22 protein-coding genes are annotated in these 19,325 nt (G+C 47.0%); 14 read left to right on the forward strand and 8 right to left on the reverse strand.

Annotated elements, in window-relative coordinates:
* The first annotated feature begins 171 nt into the window (after positions 1-171).
* From K7B07_RS12710 to K7B07_RS12720, 3 genes are read left to right on the forward strand one after another with little or no spacing between them, the layout of a single operon-like run.
* Positions 172-885 (forward strand): hypothetical protein, encoded by a 714-nt coding sequence (locus tag K7B07_RS12710; protein ID WP_223710147.1) that lies wholly within the window; start codon positions 172-174, stop codon positions 883-885.
* A 7-nt stretch (positions 886-892) separates the two neighbouring features.
* Positions 893-2,002 (forward strand): hypothetical protein, encoded by a 1,110-nt coding sequence (locus K7B07_RS12715; RefSeq protein ID WP_223710148.1) that lies wholly within the window; start codon positions 893-895, stop codon positions 2,000-2,002.
* Positions 2,003-2,028: 26 nt separating this feature from the next.
* On the forward strand, positions 2,029-3,045 hold the full coding sequence (locus K7B07_RS12720) for a hypothetical protein (RefSeq protein ID WP_223710150.1): 1,017 nt from the start codon (positions 2,029-2,031) through the stop codon (positions 3,043-3,045).
* A gap of 103 nt (positions 3,046-3,148) precedes the next feature.
* Here the strand turns inward: K7B07_RS12720 and K7B07_RS12725 are convergent, their stop codons facing one another.
* Complete coding sequence (locus K7B07_RS12725; protein WP_223710152.1) at positions 3,149-3,628, reverse strand: hypothetical protein; 480 nt, start codon at positions 3,626-3,628, stop codon at positions 3,149-3,151.
* Positions 3,629-3,749: 121 nt separating this feature from the next.
* Positions 3,750-4,442 (reverse strand): DUF4290 domain-containing protein, encoded by a 693-nt coding sequence (locus K7B07_RS12730; RefSeq protein WP_223710154.1) that lies wholly within the window; start codon positions 4,440-4,442, stop codon positions 3,750-3,752.
* Positions 4,443-4,571: 129 nt separating this feature from the next.
* On the opposite strand from K7B07_RS12730, the gene K7B07_RS27805 reads away from it, so the two are divergent.
* From K7B07_RS27805 to K7B07_RS12770, 8 genes are all read left to right on the forward strand, one after another.
* Positions 4,572-5,624 (forward strand): glycosyltransferase, encoded by a 1,053-nt coding sequence (locus tag K7B07_RS27805; RefSeq protein ID WP_223710156.1) that lies wholly within the window; start codon positions 4,572-4,574, stop codon positions 5,622-5,624.
* Positions 5,625-5,665: 41 nt separating this feature from the next.
* Entirely contained in the window at positions 5,666-6,013 is a 348-nt protein-coding gene (gldC, locus tag K7B07_RS12740; RefSeq protein WP_223710158.1) for a gliding motility protein GldC, read from the forward strand.
* Positions 6,014-6,079: 66 nt separating this feature from the next.
* Positions 6,080-6,532: a GatB/YqeY domain-containing protein gene (locus K7B07_RS12745; protein WP_223710159.1), complete on the forward strand. Its 453-nt coding sequence runs from the start codon at positions 6,080-6,082 to the stop codon at positions 6,530-6,532.
* A 10-nt stretch (positions 6,533-6,542) separates the two neighbouring features.
* Positions 6,543-7,058, forward strand: a complete 516-nt coding sequence (locus K7B07_RS12750; RefSeq protein ID WP_223710160.1) for a CvpA family protein — start codon at positions 6,543-6,545, stop codon at positions 7,056-7,058.
* Between the two features lie 128 nt (positions 7,059-7,186).
* On the forward strand, positions 7,187-7,969 hold the full coding sequence (locus K7B07_RS12755) for an alpha/beta fold hydrolase (protein ID WP_223710162.1): 783 nt from the start codon (positions 7,187-7,189) through the stop codon (positions 7,967-7,969).
* A gap of 33 nt (positions 7,970-8,002) precedes the next feature.
* Positions 8,003-8,662, forward strand: a complete 660-nt coding sequence (locus K7B07_RS12760) for a CBS domain-containing protein (protein ID WP_223710164.1) — start codon at positions 8,003-8,005, stop codon at positions 8,660-8,662.
* Positions 8,663-8,687: 25 nt separating this feature from the next.
* The gene (locus K7B07_RS12765) at positions 8,688-10,178 is read left to right on the forward strand and encodes a POTRA domain-containing protein (RefSeq protein ID WP_223710165.1); all 1,491 of its coding nucleotides are present in this window, start codon (positions 8,688-8,690) and stop codon (positions 10,176-10,178) included.
* A 1-nt stretch (position 10,179) separates the two neighbouring features.
* On the forward strand, positions 10,180-11,058 hold the full coding sequence (locus K7B07_RS12770) for an NAD kinase (protein ID WP_223710166.1): 879 nt from the start codon (positions 10,180-10,182) through the stop codon (positions 11,056-11,058).
* Positions 11,059-11,105: 47 nt separating this feature from the next.
* Here K7B07_RS12770 and K7B07_RS12775 read toward each other — a convergent pair whose 3' ends face one another.
* From K7B07_RS12775 to K7B07_RS12800, 6 genes are all read right to left on the reverse strand, one after another.
* Positions 11,106-12,644, reverse strand: coding sequence for a sulfatase family protein (locus K7B07_RS12775; protein WP_223710167.1), 1,539 nt, complete (start codon positions 12,642-12,644; stop codon positions 11,106-11,108).
* Positions 12,645-12,708: 64 nt separating this feature from the next.
* The gene (locus tag K7B07_RS12780; protein ID WP_223710168.1) at positions 12,709-13,137 is read right to left on the reverse strand and encodes a hypothetical protein; all 429 of its coding nucleotides are present in this window, start codon (positions 13,135-13,137) and stop codon (positions 12,709-12,711) included.
* Positions 13,138-13,231: 94 nt separating this feature from the next.
* Positions 13,232-13,474, reverse strand: coding sequence for a hypothetical protein (locus tag K7B07_RS12785; protein ID WP_223710169.1), 243 nt, complete (start codon positions 13,472-13,474; stop codon positions 13,232-13,234).
* A gap of 24 nt (positions 13,475-13,498) precedes the next feature.
* The gene (locus K7B07_RS12790; RefSeq protein ID WP_223710171.1) at positions 13,499-14,140 is read right to left on the reverse strand and encodes a ribonuclease HII; all 642 of its coding nucleotides are present in this window, start codon (positions 14,138-14,140) and stop codon (positions 13,499-13,501) included.
* A gap of 2 nt (positions 14,141-14,142) precedes the next feature.
* Entirely contained in the window at positions 14,143-15,039 is an 897-nt protein-coding gene (locus tag K7B07_RS12795; protein WP_223710173.1) for a diacylglycerol/lipid kinase family protein, read from the reverse strand.
* A gap of 10 nt (positions 15,040-15,049) precedes the next feature.
* Positions 15,050-16,099, reverse strand: coding sequence for a 3-oxoacyl-ACP synthase III family protein (locus tag K7B07_RS12800; RefSeq protein ID WP_223710175.1), 1,050 nt, complete (start codon positions 16,097-16,099; stop codon positions 15,050-15,052).
* 307 nt (positions 16,100-16,406) lie between these two features.
* On the opposite strand from K7B07_RS12800, the gene typA reads away from it, so the two are divergent.
* From typA to K7B07_RS12815, 3 genes are all read left to right on the forward strand, one after another.
* Complete coding sequence (gene typA / locus K7B07_RS12805; protein WP_223710176.1) at positions 16,407-18,212, forward strand: translational GTPase TypA; 1,806 nt, start codon at positions 16,407-16,409, stop codon at positions 18,210-18,212.
* A gap of 153 nt (positions 18,213-18,365) precedes the next feature.
* Positions 18,366-18,587 carry a hypothetical protein gene (locus tag K7B07_RS12810; RefSeq protein WP_223710178.1) on the forward strand — a complete coding sequence of 74 codons (222 nt, stop codon included), beginning with the start codon at positions 18,366-18,368 and terminating at the stop codon, positions 18,585-18,587.
* Between the two features lie 59 nt (positions 18,588-18,646).
* Complete coding sequence (locus tag K7B07_RS12815) at positions 18,647-19,243, forward strand: hypothetical protein (RefSeq protein ID WP_223710180.1); 597 nt, start codon at positions 18,647-18,649, stop codon at positions 19,241-19,243.
* Positions 19,244-19,325: the final 82 nt, after the last annotated feature.

Here is a 19,325-nt window from a genome sequence, read left to right on the forward strand (position 1 = left end):
AATAATTAATTTCTATTTTATTTAATTTTTTTAAGCAAAGCTGCCTGACCGGCCGGGATCGGGAAGCGGGCGCCTCTTTTCATCAATTCGCCGGTAGCCGTATTCCGTTCACCGCCGGAGTACTGCTTTTTCTGTGTAGTTTTTGTATTTTAGCTTAGATTTTAAATGAATATGGATACAAAGCCTGGTAAGAGCTCTTTCGGAATTCTCCGCAGTATTAAACGACTGATCTTTGAAGACGGAGATACAGGATACTCATTGCCTGAAAAAAATATACCCGCTCCGCCTGTGACAAAAGCACCGGACCCCGTAACTGTTATCACTCCAACCCCTGTTGCGCCAAAGGCGGAACCGGCAGGAGACCTGCAGGCTGAGGACCTCAAAGAGATGAAGTTGAAGGTACTGGACCTGCTTGAAAAGCTGAATGAGGACGGGCTTGATTTTTTTGAGGTCTGGAATGCCGCAGCAGAAATGGGTACTATTGATGCCGTTTCTATCAAAGCTGCATACACTTCACTTAAATATGTAGACAAATCACTCAGCAAAGATAAACTGCTGAGCAGCGGCCGGAACTATGCGGTGCGGATACAGGAGGTGATCGACCAGGATGTGGTGCAGAAAGAAAATCAGAAACAGGGGATACAAAGCGGTCTTGTACGGGAAAAACAATCCCTGCAAAAGGAGGTCACAGATCTGAATGCAAAGATCAGTGAACTGCAAAAACAGCTTGAAGAGAAAGAACAGGCCTATAAAAACCTGGATGGCAAATACGACAAGCAGCTGAAAGATATCGAACAAAAAATTCATACCGGCAAAACGGCTGTAAAGGAAGTGGTGGGTGATATTGAAAAAGCAATTTCCATTATTGAACAAAACATAAACTAAAATTGACATGGCAGAAAAATCACAGGTCATAAATATTCCCGCAGAGATAAAAAGTCAGCTCCCGATTTTCCAGGTGCTGGGTGATAAGCTTCCCGCCCAGGTAATAACACCTGAAGGAAAGAAGACCATCTCCACGATCTTTTTCTGGGCATTGGTGATCGGAGGAGCCTTTGCGTTTTTCAAATACCTGCCGGTACTGCTGGAGTATGCCCAAAAAAGCGTACTGCTGGTTATTTTCGGAATTGTGCTGGTAACATTGCTGCTGCTGGCTCCAAAGATCGTTTCCCTGCTGCACCGGCTGGGTACCGTGCTGCTGTTTAAAGGCGAGAAAGAGATCATCCGGAAGAACCCGATAGAAACGCTGCAGTTGCTGGAACGGGATGCCAAGGATACACTTAAAAGGGTAAAAAATAAAATCGCCAATGTTGATGGCGTGCGCATCGATATGATCACCAGCGGTGAAAATGCACAAAAAACGGCGGAGGAAAAATATCAGTATGCCAAACGGTTTACCGCGGAAGCGGCCAGCCTGGAGGAGAAAGCCAAACAGGCGGCGGGCACAGGAAACAATGAGAAATCCAATGAGCTGAACCGCGATGCCAAGGAAACCCGGACGAAAGCTTTTTTGCTGGGCAAGGAAGGCGAGGCAGATGAACAAAATGCCCGCAGCTATGCACAATATGCCAACCAGTTCAGCAAAGTGCTGGAAGTGCTGAAAGACAATGAGAGTGCGGCCCGCATTTATGTAAGCACCCTGAACAGCAGTATTTCCATTATTGCAAAAAAACTGGAGGCAACCCAGAAAATGAAAAGTGCTACCGAAGGGCTGGCCGATGTGTTCAATATAAAAGACGGATGGGCATTCCAGGAGGCAATGAATGCCGCCACCGGCGCCATCAGCCAGAACATTGCATCCATCCGTTCCAATCTCGACTTCCTGGATCAGAATAACAATATAACGGTTGGCGGTACGCCTTCGCAAAGCGAACTGGAAGCATTTATCAGGAAGGTGGATGAGCGCAACCTTAAAGTACTGAATGTAACTGAAATGGCTGATTCGAACTATGAATTGAAGCCGGAAGAAAAGGTCGACAAGGGATTTTCCCTGCTGGATTAATCAATCAACAAAACCACACATAAACTATGGAACAAAGATCAACCTGGTCGCGTTTACGCTGGCCTGTAAAGGCGTTTATTATTGCGGTCCCTATCTTTCTGCTTGGCTACTGGGGATATAAAAGCGGCGTATTTAACAGTCATGATGATGTAAAAGCAACCACAACCGTTGAACCCGGGGGCGGCACTGAAGGCGGTAATCCTTCTGAAGGAAAAAAAGGGACTGCGGCATCCGGCAGAACGTTTAACTATGAACCGGAGAAGCCCGTAAACGGAGAATTAAAAGGTGTTGTTGAGGTAGGTGCCTCGGGATTCAATTCCTTTATCATTAATATGGACCAGGAAAAACGCTGGGAGATCGTTTCAAAAGATTTCGGACAGTCCTTTGCTTATGAAGGCATGGCCACCACTGAAGACATTCGTGCGGGTCTGAAAAAATACATTGGCGATATGTTTGATAAGGGCGTCCGCTCCAGGAATGTGCATTTTGTGATCAGCTCGGGCGCACAGAAAGAACCGAAAACAAAGATCATCGCTTCCGAACTGAAGAAAATGGGATATGTGGTGAATCTTGTAACCCCGGACCAGGAGGGAAAGCTGGCGCTGAAATCGGTACTACCCAATGCTTACCGTGACAACTCGTTTGTAGCGGACATTGGTTCCGGTAATACCAAGATCTCCTGGGCAGATGCCGGCGATAATGTACAGGCTGTGGAAACCCCTGGTGCCAAGTATTACGAGAAAGGGCTGAAGGATGATGCAGTTTATGCTGAAGTAAAAACCGCTGCGGCAAAGATACCTACGGATAAAAGAGAGGTGTGTTTTATACTGGGCGGTGTGCCGTTTGAGCTGGCCAAAGAAATAAGGAACGGGGAAGAACGTTACACCGTTTTAAAGGCGCCGGAAGATTATAAATCGGATAAGGTAAAAACAAAAAGTGGTGTAAATATTTATAAAGCCATAAAGGATGCGACCAATTGCGACACCTTTGTTTTCGATTGGGATGCGAATTTCACCATTGGCTTTTTGTTGTCGCTGAAGTAGATCTGCACAGCGGATCATTTGTTTCGCAATAGAGAAGGCTGTATCAAAAGTTTTGGAAATGTGAGATCCGCTTTTGATACAGCCTTTTTCATTAGGAGCCAGATCAGAACCGGTAAGCAAGCCGGGCGGACCGGCCGCCCACATCAAAAGACATACGGTTGGTATACTTTCTCAGGCGGTTGTTGCCGATGGCCCACATAGTAATGCCTCCACCCAATGCGGTGATACCTCCGGCGATACCCAGTACGCCCATCACGATCTTGTCATCACCAGGCGTGTCATCATAAGTGGTCCAGTATCCCTTGCCATTCTGGTGATCGCCTACTGCGATAAGGGTGATCCCGCCGGCAACACTGGCAATACCCACACTGGTTAATACGATCCCGGCCCTTCTTAGCCGTTTCCAGTCCTCAGCTGTTTTAGTGCTCCTGAAAGCGGTGGATTGTTGCTGCCCCAGCAATGTGGCGGGGGCTTCTTTTAGCAGCAGGGAAGGGTCGATGTTGTTTTTTGCCAGATCCTGTTGGGCATTACCTGTAAAGGCCATTCCGATGGCCATTGTCATTAGCAGTGGTAGTTTTCTCATTTTCGCTTTTTTGATTAAAAGATAATGCGGCGAAAATAATTGTTTTTACAAAGGCCGGTGAAAAGATTCTGTTAAATGAAAAAACCGGGCTTGCCCGGTTTTGAATTTTTTTTACACAGTATTAAAGAAAACGTTTCTTTTTAAAATTACCTCCGCCTCCGTTGTTGTTTCCGTTACGGCGGTTTCCGTTGTTGTTATTGTTTCCCCCGTTCCCGTTACGTTGCTGAAATTTATTCCGCTTGTTGAAATTTCCTTTATCACGGGGCGTTTCCTGGCGGAAGGCTTTTACACTTGGAGTGTTGGTAAAGGCCAGCTGCCCGTTTGTAATGTCGCTGAGCTCACTTTGAATGGCATCGTCGTGTACGATTTCTTTATGCCAGTTGCTGTAAGCAAGTTTCATATAATAGGCAATGCTGTTGGCAAAGCCCTGTTTCTTATCAGGATCGGTTTCTTCCAGCGCTTTTTCAATCAGGCCCTCCAGGTTGGAGCCCAGGTGCGCCAGTTTGGAGCTTCTTGTGGGATAGGGGATGGGTGCCGGTTTGGCGCTCAATTCCTCCTTGGTCGGCTTGGGATAGGGGGCATCCACTTCCAGGTTGAAATCGGAGATCTGGAACAGGTGGTCCCACAGCTTATGCTTATAATCCTCTACGTTTTTTAAATTGGGATTCAGGATACCCATCAGTTCAATCACTGCGTGGGCATTTCTCTTTCTTTTTTCGGGGTCTTCAATGGTCAGGATATATTCCACCATCTTCTGCACATTACGACCATACTCCCGTATGATCAGATGATTCCTTGTTGTATTATATTCCATAAAAATATTTGGGATCGCTCAAATGTATGTAAGTTCAATATTGGATACGTTATACCTTTGCAGCTAATCACAAAGATAAATAAAAACCGTTTAACCGGATATAATTTTCATCTAACCCAGGGTAGCGTCGTGTCAGTAGCAATTTACAGCCGGAATTTTAAAAAAGATCTTTTTGAGGATCCTTTTAGTTTCTTAATAATCAATAAGATAATCGATATTTTATCCCCGGATACCCTCACTGTTCTGGCATCCGGCACCCCACCGGTCTTTAAACGGGATGTTAAAATGGTAGTACTGGAAGAAAAGCTTCCGGGCTTTCTGAATACGGCGCTGACAAAACGGTGGAAGCTCCCGTCGATCCTGAAAAAGCAGCAGGTAAGCGCATTGCTGCTGCTGGATATCAGGGACCGGTTGCCGGTATCCGTACCCCAGTTCCTGCTGATGAAGGATCAGGCTGTTTACACGGCAAAGGAGCACCCGGTACTCCGGCAGCTCGCAGGCATTGTGGTAAGTTCCGGTGCAATGAAAACCGCCCTGGTCGAAAATGCAGGCGTTGACGTAACCCGGATCATTGTGGTGGAAGGCTTGCTGGCGCCGGGTTTGAAGCCGGCAGATATCCGGGAGCAGCTGGCATTTAAAGACCAGGTAACACAGGGCCGGGAGTTTTTTCTGTGTGCTGACGCCAGCTGGACCAAGGACGGGCTGTTGCTGCTGTTAAAGGCCTTTTCGCGGTTCAAGAAAATGCAGCAGTCCAACTGGAAGCTGCTGATCACCCAAAGGGGAAATGATCCCAAAACTGCCGCAGCAACGGCTTTTGACATCCTGGGAACCTATAAGTACCGGGAAGATGTGCAGTTTTTTACTGAAAGCAATCCTGGTGACTATGCCCTGGTGCTCGGCGCTGCCTATGCTGCCATCACCCTTCAGCAGGATGCGGGTTTCCCCGCCGCTGCCTGTGAAGCGTTGGTTTGCCATACACCGGTACTGGCACCGGAGGCCCTGCAGCACCGGATCGGAGCGGATATTACCGTATTTGACGCCGCAAGCGATGCGTCGCTGGGAAAATGCATGATGGAGCTGTATAAGAATGAGGCCCTGCGGCAACAGCTGGCTGTACAGACCGTGGTTGCCGACCCGGAAGCAGGACTGGAGCTGCTCCGGAAACGCCTGTTGCAGGCCTGATGGTGAATGCTTACATTTGCGGTTCTAACAGTTTAGTAAACATGAAATCGACAATTACAATAAATGTGGAGCTGGACGAGGATAAGATCCCGTCGGAAATAAGCTGGAATGCAACAGTCAGCACCGCCGAAAAGGAAAAGATGGCAAAGGCGGTGATGCTTTCCCTTTGGGATGGAGCGGAAAAGGCAGCACTGCGGATCGACCTGTGGACAAAGCACATGATGGTGGATGAAATGGCCGATTTCTTTTACCAGTCGCTGATGACTATGGCGGATGCCTATGGCCGTGCCACACAATACCACGATCAGGTAAAGGATATGAAGGATTTTGCCCAGGAGTTTTATAAAAAATTCCAGGAGAAGCAGCTGGAGCAGCAAAAGGCCACCTGATGCCGGGATAAATGCTGCAGCAATAAACAGGAACTTCTTTTTTAACGTACTAAATAAAGATGTATTATGTCTTTGGAACAAACCATTAATGAGGATATAAAAAAAGCAATGCTGGGCAAGGAAGAAGTGGCATTGCGCAGTTTGCGCGCTATAAAAGCCGCCATTCTGCTGGCCAAAACAGCCGAAGGCGCCAAAGACCAGCTGTCTGCTTATGATGAAATAAAGCTGGTACAGAAACTGGTAAAACAGCGTAAGGACTCGCTGGAGATCTTTGAAAAACAAAACCGCCCGGACCTGGCACAAAAGGAAAAAGAAGAAATTGAAGTGCTGGAACGGTATCTTCCTGCTCAACTCAGTGAGGCGGAGCTAAGGCCCATCATTGCCGGCTTTATTGAACAAACCGGAGCTTCCGGACCGGCGGATATGGGAAAGGTAATGGGACTGGCCTCCAAGGAGCTGGCAGGTAAGGCCGAAGGAAAAACAATAGCAGCACTGGTGAAAGAGCTGCTGGCTAAATGAGGCGCACCGGATGATCATTGACCTGATTTTTGCTATCCTGTTGGGTCTCGCTGTTTTTAAAGGATACCGGAAAGGGCTGATAGTAGGACTTTTTTCCTACCTGGCGGTGATTATTGGTCTTGCGGCAGCCATCAAGCTTTCCTCTGTTGTAGCCGGTAAAATAGGAACCATTGTGAAGGTTTCCGACAAATGGCTGCCCGTCCTTGCTTTTATACTCGTTCTGGTGGGTGTTGCCCTTCTGGTAAGATGGGGCGCACGGCTGCTGCAGTTCTCTGTTGAAAAGATCATGCTGGGGTGGGTGAACCGGCTGGGAGGCATCTTGTTGTTTACGCTGCTTTACCTTTCGGTTTATGCGATGCTGCTGTTTTACGGCAACCAGCTGCATCTGATCCCGGATGCAACTGTTGCACAATCGGCTACCTTTTCGTTTACGGAACATTGGGGAAGGCAGGCAATCGATGCGACGGGGGTGCTGATTCCTGCATTTAAAAACATGTTTGAACAGCTGGAAGCGTTTTTTAATTGAAAAATTAATAATTTAACTATTGTTTTCCCGGTCTTTTTTTTATAGAATTTAATACTTTTATATAAATTAACATTTTGATTCATTATTAAAATCAATATATTAGCAGCTATATTGCTATTAAATCAGGAATGGAATACGAAATAAAACAGCACGATAAGTTCAGGTACATTGAGGAAGGCGAGGGACAAACGCTGGTGCTGTTGCATGGGTTGTTTGGGGCATTGAGCAATTTTGGTGATTTAATCAGTTTTTTCAAAAATCACGTAAAGGTGGTGGTACCAATGCTTCCGCTGCTGGAAATGGATCTGTTGAATACCAGCGTAAGCGGACTGGCCAAGTACGTGAACAAATTTATTGAAACAAGGGGCTATGATAATGTGCATCTGCTGGGCAATTCGCTGGGCGGGCATGTAGGACTGGTGTACCTGTTGAGAAACGAACCAACTGTTGTCAGATCGTTGATACTTACCGGCAGCTCCGGTTTGTTTGAAAATGGTATGGGCGACAGTTACCCCAAGCGCGGCGACCGCGAGTACATCCGGAAGAAAACAGCATTCACTTTTTACGATCCTGCAATGGCTACTGAAGAACTGGTGGACGAAGTGTTTGAGATCACCAACAACCGGTTAAAAGTGATCAAGATCATTGCACTCGCAAAAAGCGCTATCCGTAATAACCTGGGAGAGGAATTAAGCAGGATCACGATCCCGGCCCTTTTGATATGGGGCAGGAATGACAATGTTACTCCGCCCTTTGTGGCAGAAGAGTTTAAAAAACTACTACCAAACAGTGAACTTCATTTTATTGATAAATGTGGTCATGCACCCATGATGGAAGTTCCGGCTGAGTTTAATAAAATTTTGCTTAATTTTTTACAAAGGCAGGGAGCCGTTGCAACAAAAGTGTTGTAAGTGCTGTCTTACTTGTAAAGACAAGCAGTAATCATGTTAGTTAAAGATTTATCATTTGAAGCATTGCCGCAATTGAAATTGACGGATAGGGTTTATCAGGTGCTGAACCTGATGCAGGAGCACCATGTGATGGATCTTGCTGTTACCAATGAAGGCAAACTGGCCGGGATCGTCAATGAAACGACATTGCTGGATGTGGACGATGAACTCTCTCTTGCAGAGATCCCGCGGCCACTGAGCATTTTTTCAGTAAAAGAAGATGAACATTTTTTAAAGGCATTTTCCCTGGCCAGCGCACACCACCTTACTGTAGTGCCGGTGGTAGACAAGGAAAACAACTTTGTAGGTGCCATCGAGGCGGCTACGCTTGCCACCTATGTGGCCGATTTCCTGCAGCTTCAGGAGCCGGGCGCCTTGGTGGTTCTTGAAATTGATTCAAATCAATACTCCTTTTCAGAGATTACGAAGATCGTAGAAGCAAATGATGCGCAGATCACCCAGTTAAACACACGCGCTATAAGAGACCGGAATGCGCTTGAAGTTACGATCCGCATTAATAAACTGGAGGTTTCCGATATTGTGGCGAGTTTCCAGCGGTATGATTATTTAGTAAAATATTATTTCGGGGAAGAACTGTACACAAACGAGCTTAAAGAAAATTACGAAAACCTTATGAATTATCTCAATATATAACAGCGATCCGTAATTATCTTTAAATGTGAAAATTTCAACCCTGAAAAAAAGCTTTGTAGTTCTTATCCTCATTTTATCAGGGTGCTGTTCTGCTGTAGTAGCACAAATTGATACCACGATCGCGGGAATGAAGGATGCCAACAAGGCATCACCGGTAACACAAAACGATCCGAAAATTGACAGCCTGCCGCATTCGCTGGAAAAGGCATTCGTTATACGTAATATCATCTTTGACGGAAATAAAAAAAGCAGGGAAGCGATATTATTGCGGGAACTGCCGTTTAAAAAAGGTGATTCGATCCTTATAAAGGATATCCCCACACTCTTTAATGTGGGTAAAACACAGCTCATGAACCTGAGCCTGTTTCACACGGCTAATTTATCTGTAGAGCAATTTGATCCCCCTTATATCGATATTCGTATATCCGTAAAGGAACGATGGTATATCTGGCCTTTCCCTTATCTGAAGCCCGTAGACCGGAACCTCAACCAATGGTTGTTTGAAAAGGGGGCCAGCGTATCCCGCATCGACTATGGTGTAAAACTGTTGTATGATAATATCACCGGCAACAATGATAAACTCCGTTTTTATTTTATTACCGGGTATACCAAACAGCTGTCGCTGGGCTATCAGCGGCCTTATATCGACAAGAATATGAAATGGGGCATCAACTTCCAGGTGGCATTGGGCAAGAACCACGAAGTGATGTACAACACGATCGACGACAAACAGCAGTTTATAAAAACGGACGACTACCTGAAAAACTTTTTTAATACCAAACTTGAATTATCCTACCGGAAAGCATTTTACACCACTCATTATTTTGGAGTGGGTTACCAGTCGTTCCGCTATGGCGACAGTGTGTTTTTATTGAACCCTGATTATCTGAAAACCTCCGGCCCCCGGTTAAAGTTCGGGGAAATATACTACCGGCTGAAATATCAGAATCTTGACTATAACCCGTACCCCACAAGAGGCTATGCCGGAGAGGTGATGGTGTCCAAACAGGGATTTAATAACAGTATGAATCTATGGCAGCTGACCGCAAAAGGCGTCGGATACTGGCAGTTGGGCAAACAATCGTTTTACAGTATCGGCGCTTCCGGTACGGTTAAGGCACCGTTTAAGCAACCCTATATGAACCAGCAATTGCTTGGGTATGGTGATATGTTCCTCAGGGGATATGAATACTACATCATTGATGGTGTGGCCGGCGGATTTGTGAATGCCACGCTTGCAACACGGCTTACTAATTTCAGCTTCTCGATACCGCGTACCAAGTGGTTCTCGCCGATTCCCATTCCGTTAAAGATCTACAGCAAGGTATTTGGAAATGCCGGTTATGTTTATAACCCGCATCCGGGTCCTACCAACCGGCTGCCTAATAAATTTCTGCTGGGGGGAGGGATCGGTTTTGATATCCTGACGGGATATGATTTTACGCTTAAAGTAGAGTTCTCCTTTAATCATTTAGGCGAAAACGGTATATATTTACAGAAGAAGGATATTTTTTAAGATGACAATTGCCGTTTACAGTCGTGGTATCGATCAGCTGCAACTCGAAGATGTAAGAACATTTTTCCGGGAGCTGGATGCCTATGGGCTCCGGTATACGGTGTTCCGGCCTTTTTTTGAAGAGATAAAAGCAGCAATGGGGCTGAGTGCAGACACCCGGGTGTTTGAGCAAACCGCTGATCTTTCAGCGGATGTGGAGTGTATTGTGAGCCTGGGTGGTGATGGTACGCTGCTGGATACAGTAGCCTTAATCATGGATAAGCCCATTGCGATCATGGGCATCAACTTCGGCCGGCTTGGATTTTTGTCCAGTATCGGCCGCGATAACCTCCGGCTGGCCATCAAATCACTGGCCCTGAGAACCTATGTAACAGAACAAAGAACGTTGGTGCACCTTGATGCTGATGTTCCGCTGTTTGGCGATAAACCGTTCGGACTAAATGAATTTGCAATTCACAAAAGGGATACCGCCTCCATGCTGAAGATCCATACGTATATCAACGGGGAGTTTCTGAATGTATACTGGGCGGATGGCCTTGTAGTGGCCACTCCTACCGGTTCCACCGGTTATTCATTGAGCTGTGGCGGCCCCATTGTTTTTCCCGATTCCGGCAATTTTGTAATTACACCCGTGGCACCGCATCACCTGAACATGCGCTCACTGGTGGTGAATGATGAAGATATTATTTCATTTGAAATTGAAAGCCGCTCGGATGATATCATCTGCGCGCTGGATTCGCGAAAAGAAATTGTAACAAAGAATGTTTCGCTTGCTGTAAAAAAGGAATCCTTTACCATATCGCTGGTGCGCCTCAGCGAGAATAATTTTTTACAAACACTGCAGACCAAACTGATCTGGGGACTGGACCGCAGGAATTAATGACCTGCGCCGGCCGTGTCGTGCTGTTGTTTTAATCCGTGACGGTTCTAATCTGCCGCAGGGGTATTAAAAATTTTACGGGCTTCTTCGTCCTTATACTGGTCGATGAGTTGCGCCAGCTGTTTTTTTAGATCGGTAACGATGGCGGCGGAAGCCGGGTCCCTGTAAATATTCTTTAACTCCTGCGGATCTTTTTCAAGATCGAACAGTTCCCATGCATCCACCTTCTGATAAAAACGGATCAGCTTATAGCGGCCGGTTTTTACGCCAAAATGCGGAGACACGGAATGTTCCCCGTTTTCGTAATAATGATAATACAGGGCTTTATGCGGCGTATAGGCCTGGTGCTTCAGCAGTGGAAGAAAAGAGCGTCCCTGCAATGAATCTGGCAGTTGTCCCTTCCCGGCCTCTATCAGTGTGGGCGCCAGATCCAGGTTCATAATAAAATCCGTGATCCTTGTTCCTGGCTGAATGACTCCCGGGTAGCGCATTACCATGGGCGTGCGGAATGATTCTTCATACATGAACCGTTTGTCGAACCAGCCATGCTCACCCATATAAAAACCCTGGTCCGACATATAGATCACGATCGTATTTTTTGCCAGGTCGTGTTGATCCAGGTAGTCCAACAGCGCACTGATATTACGGTCCAGCGATTTTGCGGTGGACAGGTAATCGTTCATGTAGCGCTGGAATTTCCATTCAGTAAGTGCCTTTCCGGTCAGATGCTGTTGTTCAAATTCCTGTTTGATCCGGTCGTGATAGGCATCCCATACCTTGCGCTGCGCCGGTGTCATCCGGTTGATGGCCGGCATTTTGTTTTCCGCTTCGCGGGAAGGAAAGATCTTAAGGTCCTGTGCCAGCCGCATAGTCTTTTCCACCGTCATGTCCTGTACCTGTGCGGCTTTACGGGTGGCATAGGTATCATAAAAATCTGAGGGAAGCGGAAACTGCTGCCCATCAAATGCGCCCAGATCCTGCAGATCGGGCATCCAGGTGCGGTGCGTGGCTTTATGTCCTACCACAAGACAAAAAGGTTTATCAGGCTCCCGGTTGTTGAGCCAGTTTTCAGACAGTCGGGTGATGATATTGGTAACATAACCCTCATAATGTTTGCGGACTCCTCCGGAGGCAATAAAATCAGGGTTATAATACTGTCCCTGGCCGGGAAGGATCTCGTAATAATTGAACCCCTGCGGTGTGCGGTCACCCAGGTGCATTTTCCCCACCCAGGCGGTCTGGTAACCCGCAGCCTGCAGGCGTTTTACAAACAGGTCCTGGTTAAAGTCGAAATCGGATTGTGTATTGTCTTTAAAGCCGTTCAGATGGCTGTATTTGCCGGACAGGAAAGTAGCCCTGCTGGGACCACAAAGTGAATTGGTAACATAGGCGCTGGTAAACAAGGCGCCTTCCTTGGCCAGCCGGTCGATGCCCGGGGTTTGCGCGAACCTGCTTCCATAAGCACTGATACCCTGGTAGGCATGATCATCTGATATGATCACCAGGATATTGGGTTGTTGGGCAGATTGGGCTGAGAGTTGCTGGCAAAGCGTGACGAGGACAAGGGCCGTTAATAAATGCTTCATGATCTAAAGATATAAAAAGCACCGGTTTATTTCCGGTGCTTCAAAATTAATTTTATGTTTCAGATCAGGAGCCTGATTCCGTACTTTCGGTTTCGTCGCTCTGTTCTTCCTTGTCTTTTTTCTTTTTCTTTTTGAATGGGTTCGGCGGCTTGGGCGGATGCGGCGGACGGCGGTCTTCCTGTTCTACTTTACTATCCGATTTTGTATCATCGGAAGTGGCCGCTTTGCTGTCGCTTTTCCCGTCTTTTGCATCCTTGTTTTTGACGTGGCGCTCATGCTCGTTTTTCCAGAAGTCGCGCTGGTCGGTTCCGACCTTTTTCCAGAATTCCTTGCGGCGTTCGTGGCGATCTTCAGCGGTCTCGCTCTTGTCTTCCTTTTTGGAGTCGGTCTTCTTTGTTTCCTTTTTTTTATCGTCCGTTTTTTTGTCGCTTTGCGCATAGGAAGTTGTAATCAACCCCAGCCCGAGCAGTAAAAGAAAAAATGACTTTTTCATATATCTGTTTAATTTATTAATAGAGATTACTGAGCCCAAGATTCAAAATTATTAAGAATTCAGTAACCGCCGTCTACCTGATTATAGGTATATTTTAAGGGTGCGGCGGCAACGGCGGCCTTGGAGGCAGCGGCGGCCGGGGCGGATGTTGCGGGCGGCGATGGCGCACCGGGCGGTAATGTGCATGTTTTTTCTTATGGTACTTTTTGTGAACATGCTTTTTGGGTTTGTAATGATGGGGCGCATGCGGCCTTGGCGGATGCGGTGGCCTTGGCTGCGAATACGAGGTAAAGACGGCAAATACTGCGATCATTACCAGCAGGAACATTTTTTTCATACCTCTACGGATTTTAATTTATAACTATTCAAAATCGGTGCCATTCAGGGCCGGGTCGTCCACTGGTAAAATGTTAAAACTTTTCCGGTGGTGGATGCAAAGCCCCCTTTCCCTGATAACCGTCCGGTGCTCCAGGGTACCATACCCTTTATTGGAGCTCCAGTTGTAATGAGGGAATTCCTCATGAATCCGTTGCATATACTCGTCCCGGTATGTTTTGGCAAGGATGCTTGCGGCGGCAATATGGGCATATTTGCTGTCACCTTTAACAATACAGGCGTGGGACAGCCGTCCGTAAGGCCGGAAATAATTGCCGTCAACAGCAATAAAGGCGGCCTGCGGCTGCAGCTGCTCCAGGGCCTGATGCATGGCCTTCTGGGAGGCCTGGAGGATATTGATCGTATCGATCTCCTCAACACTAACATGGGCCACAGCATAGCACAGTGCATGCTGTTCGATATAAATTCTTAATTCCTGCCGGATCTCGGGCCGTATGAGTTTGCTGTCGTTAAGCAGCGGATGGTGAAAACCGTCCGGAAGAATAACAGCAGCTGCAAAAACAGGGCCTGCATAACATCCCCTTCCGGCTTCATCACAGCCCGCCTCAAGGAATTCCTGCTGATAGGTATGTTGCAGGCCGGGAATACCCGGTTTGTTTTTCTTCATGATTAAACCAGCAAATTAAAGCTGCTTTTTTCAATTTCGATGGTTAATTTTTTTTCGGTAGCCACCGGTTCCCCGTCGATATGCATGGGTGCCTCGCTCCAGTTGCTGATGCGGATAGTGCCTGTTTGAAAATAGATGATGCCGCGCTTTTTTTTCACTTCTTCCACGGTCTGTACCTTATTCATTCCGCCTACCTGTATCAGTGTATTATAGAGCATGGCCATTTTTGATTGTTCGGTAACAATGACCACATCCAGCAACCCGTCATTCAGACTGGCCTTGGGGGCAATGGTAAAATGATTGCCGAACTGGTTGCTGTTGGCGATGCTGATAAAATAGGCCTCAGTTTCAAAACGCTTTTCGGCCAGTTTTATGTTAAAAGAATAGGGTTTTGCACCTAAGAAATTTTTAAACACCTGGTTTACATAGGTCATTAACCCCCGTTGCGGCTGGTTGGCAAAATCGTGGGCCACCTTGGCATCAAACCCCAGCCCGCAGAGCATACAGGCAAATTTTCCGTTTACCCGGAATCCATCCACCGGTATGCTGTGGTTCTTGAAGATGATGTCCAATGCCTTCTGTGGTGTTTTTGGAATGCCGGCGCCAAAGGCCAGTCCGTTCCCCGAACCGGAAGGGATAATACCAAATTGCACCGGCAGGTGTTTCAGGCTGTCGATCACCTGGTTCACCGTTCCGTCGCCACCGATGATCACTACATCGGTATACCGTTCCCCGGTTATTGTATCATACAGAAACGAATAATCGCCATTGGCAACAGAGGGGAAAAATGCAAAAGGGATCCCGGCCCTCAGCGTTTCTTTTGCTACAATATTGGAGACCGCATCCTTTGATTTGGTTCCGGATATGGGATTGATGATGTAGCTGATTTTTCTTTTCATTGGCTGCTTTCTACCATTTTAACAAGGCGCTGCCCCAGGTAAACCCGCTGCCAAAGGCGGCCAGGCAAACAAGATCCTTTTCTTTTACCCTGCCGTTTTCCCAGGCTTCACAAAGTGCCAGCGGAATGGAGGCTGCGGTAGTGTTACCGTATTTCTGTATATTATTGAACACCTGGTCGTCCCTGAGCTTCAGGGTTTGCTGTACAAACTGCGCGATCCGGAGATTGGCCTGGTGCGGGATCATCAACTGCAGATCTGCGGGGGTATAATTGTTGGCTCCCAGTGCTTCCTGGATCACTTCCGGCAGTTTTATCACGGCTTTCTTAAATACGGCCTGTCCATCCATGTACGGATAGAAATCTTCTTTATCCAGGAGGTCCTGGGTAATGAATACGCCGCCATATTTTTGTTCCGGCACCGGGGGCTTCCATTCCGGACGGTGTACACCGGAGTGAAACCCGGGGTTGGGCATGCTCAATACTTCTGCTTCCGATCCGTCACTGTGCAGGTGGGTGCTTAAGATGCCCCGTTCTTTGTCCTGCGAGGACTGCAATATCACAGCTCCGGCGCCATCACCAAAAATAACGGACACATTGCGGCCGCGGGTGGAGAAATCCATTGCATAAGAGTGCACTTCTGCACCAATAAGCAGGATGTTCCGGTACATACCGGTTTTGATAAACTGATCGGCAACGCTTAGTCCGTATAAAAAGCCACTGCACTGGTTCCGCACATCCAGGGCGCCTACATCCTTCAGGCCCAGCAGGCGCTGTACCAGCACTCCGCAGCCGGGAAAAAAATAATCGGGGCTAAGGGTGGCAAAGATGACAAAATCAATATCCGCTGCAGTAACACCGGCACGCTCCATGGCTACCCTGGCAGCGGCGGCGCCGATGGTTGCAGTGGTCTCTTCAAAACGACGGGCGTACCGCCGTTCTTTGATACCCGTACGCTCCTGTATCCATTGATCACTGGTGTCCATAAATTGGGTCAGCTCTTCGTTGGTAACCACATTATCAGGCACATAGCTACCAATACCGGCGATAATTGTCCGATTCATAAAACAAATGCTTGTAAGTAGCAAGATAAATATTTCATGGGAATAAGTATTATTTACAACTGTTTCTGGCAGAAATTATTTATATACGGATTATTTTTTGGTTATTTCAGCCGCCAAAATCAGCAAAAAGTTAGGCTGCCGCGTACAATTATCGTACCTTTGCGCTCTTTTTAAGAAGCTGACAAGTTCAACAGTTAACAGATACACGGGATTTTGGTGTGAAACGAAGATGAAAATTGGAAGGGAACCGCCTGTTTATTTTAAAACCTGTTGACCATAACTACAAATAAACTTTCAACATAAGAATATGAATTTAAGGAACATAGCCATTATTGCCCACGTAGACCATGGTAAAACCACGCTGGTGGACAAGATCCTTCATGCCACACAGGTTTTTCGCGAAAACCAGGCTACAGGAGAACTGATAATGGACAATAATGATCTTGAGCGCGAGCGCGGGATCACCATTTTTAGTAAAAATGCGGCAGTTACCTACAAGGATACAAAAATCAATGTAATTGATACTCCCGGTCACGCCGATTTTGGTGGAGAGGTAGAACGTGTATTGAAAATGGCAGACGGGGTGATCCTGCTGGTGGATGCTTTTGAAGGACCAATGCCGCAGACAAGATTTGTGTTACAAAAAGCACTGGCGCTGGGTCTGAAGCCCATCGTGGTGATCAATAAAGTGGACAAGCCCAACTGCCGCCCGGATGAGGTGCATGATGCGGTATTCGACCTGTTCTTCAACCTGGATGCTACCGAAGAGCAGCTGGATTTTCCTACTTTTTATGGTTCAGGCAAAAATGGCTGGTTCAATGATTCGCTAACGCCAATCGATAATATTAACCCGCTGCTGGATGGTATCTTAAAATATGTGCCACTTCCTAAAGTGGCAGAAGGTCCGCTGCAAATGCAGATCACTTCGCTGGATTATTCCTCTTTCCTGGGCCGGATTGCCGTGGGTAAGGTAAGCCGGGGTGTGATCAGAGAAGGACAGCAGATCGCCCTGATACAGGAAAACGGGGTTAAAAAAACAAGAATAAAAGAGCTGTATGTATTTGAGGGGATGGGTAAGAAGAAAGTTACAGAAGTACAGGCCGGTGACCTCTGTGCTGTAGTGGGCATTGAAGACTTTAATATCGGTGATACCATTGCCGATGCGGAAAATCCGGAAGCGTTACCAAGGATCAGTGTGGATGAGCCTACCATGAATATGCTGTTTGGCATCAACAATTCTCCGTTCTATGGTAAGGATGGCAAATTTGTTACCAGCCGCCACCTGCGTGACCGCCTGGAAAAAGAAACCGAAAAAAACCTGGCCCTGCGCGTGGAAGAAAGTGAAGGCGGGGAAGCCTTCCTGGTATATGGCCGTGGTATCCTGCACCTGGGGGTACTGATCGAAACCATGCGCCGTGAAGGATATGAGCTGACCGTAGGTCAGCCCCAGGTAATTACCAAGGATATCGACGGAAAAAAACACGAACCCTTTGAAACACTGGTGGTGGATGTGCCGGAAGAGTTTGCCAGCAAAGTGATCGACCTGGTTACCCGCCGTAAAGGGGAAATGCTGATAATGGAAACCAAGGGCGAAATGCAGCACCTGGAATTTGAGATCCCTTCCCGTGGCCTGATCGGGCTGCGTACGCAGATGCTGACAGCTACCACCGGTGAAGCGGTGATGGCCCACCGCTTTTCGTCCTACCAACCCTGGAAAGGATTGATCCCCGGAAGAAATAACGGAGTGCTGATCTCCAAGAACCAGGCAAAAACGACCGGTTATTCTATTGATAAATTACAGGACCGGGGTACGTTCTTTGTGGATCCGGGTGAGGAAGTATATGCCGGACAGATCCTGGCGGAGAACATCAAGCCCGGCGACCTGGTGGTAAACGCAACCGAAGAGAAAAAACTGACCAACCACCGCGCCAGCGGAAGTGATGATGCTACCCGCATTGCCCCCAAAACGCTGATGACCCTGGAGGAGTGCATGGAATACATTCAACACGATGAATGTATTGAGGTGACACCTAATTTTATCCGGATGCGTAAAGTAGTGCTGGACGAAATTGAGCGGAACAAGATCGCCAAAAAAATGGCAGCAGAAGCCTAACAGCTTCGGTAATAATAGTATGCGCCACTGAGATGATCAGTGGCGTTTTTTATGGAATTACTGAAACAATAGGTGTCCTTTTATTGTTTTATCCGGGAAGTCATTGCTGGCGGACAGCTGTATCAATCCGTGAAATAATAATACCTTTGCAACATGAAAAAAATAGCTCTGCTGGTTGTTGTATTGATCCTGGGTACATGGAGCGCTATGGAAAGTTTTGCGCAATGTTCCATCTGTACCAAAACCACGCAACAAATGGGAGACGGACCGGCCAAAGGGTTCAATACCGGCATTCTTTATCTGGCATTTTTGCCCCTGGCGCTGATCGCGTTCCTGGGCATCCGCTGGTGGCGCAATGAAAAGAAAAATTCCTGATTTTGGGGTATTGATCTTATTTTGTATAAAATTTTAATTACACCTAAAACGAAAACAAAATGTTAGATCAAATCCTCAGCCTGGTAAAACAGTATGGACAACAATCCGTGGTTGACAATCCGGAGGTTCCGAATGAATACAATAACCAGGTAATGACCGAAGCTGCCAGCACCATTACCAATGGCTTTCAGAACATGGCCAGTGGCGGCGGACTGCAAAACATCCTTTCCCTGTTCACCGGCGGTGGTCAAAATCAAGGCAGCAACGGCATTTTAAGCAACCCGATCGTAAGTATGATGGTTGGCCATCTTGCAAACCGGCTGGTTTCCAATATGAACCTCAACCCGGCAACCGCCAACTCCATTGCAAATAATATTATTCCCAATGTGATCAACAGTATGGTTACAAAAACCGTAAGCAATGATCCGCAGGACTCCGGTTTTAACCTGAACGGCCTTATCGGAAGTCTTACCGGTGGCAATACCGGAACCAACGGATTTGATTTTCAAAGCTTGCTGGGACAGTTGAGCGGTGGCAACGGTAATGCCGATATCAGCAATATCATCAGCCAGGTTACACAGAATGCACAACAACACCAGCAAAGCCAGCAGCAATCCGGCGGACTGTCGGATTTAATTTCCGGATTTTTTAAATAGAGCAGCTGTTTGGCATAGTTTCTGCTTTATGTATTATGTACACGTTCTTTATATAGTGCAGTTCTGAAAAATCGGTTTAGCA

Source organism: Niabella beijingensis (assembly GCF_020034665.1).
GTDB classification, from domain to species: Bacteria; Bacteroidota; Bacteroidia; order Chitinophagales; family Chitinophagaceae; genus Niabella; species Niabella beijingensis.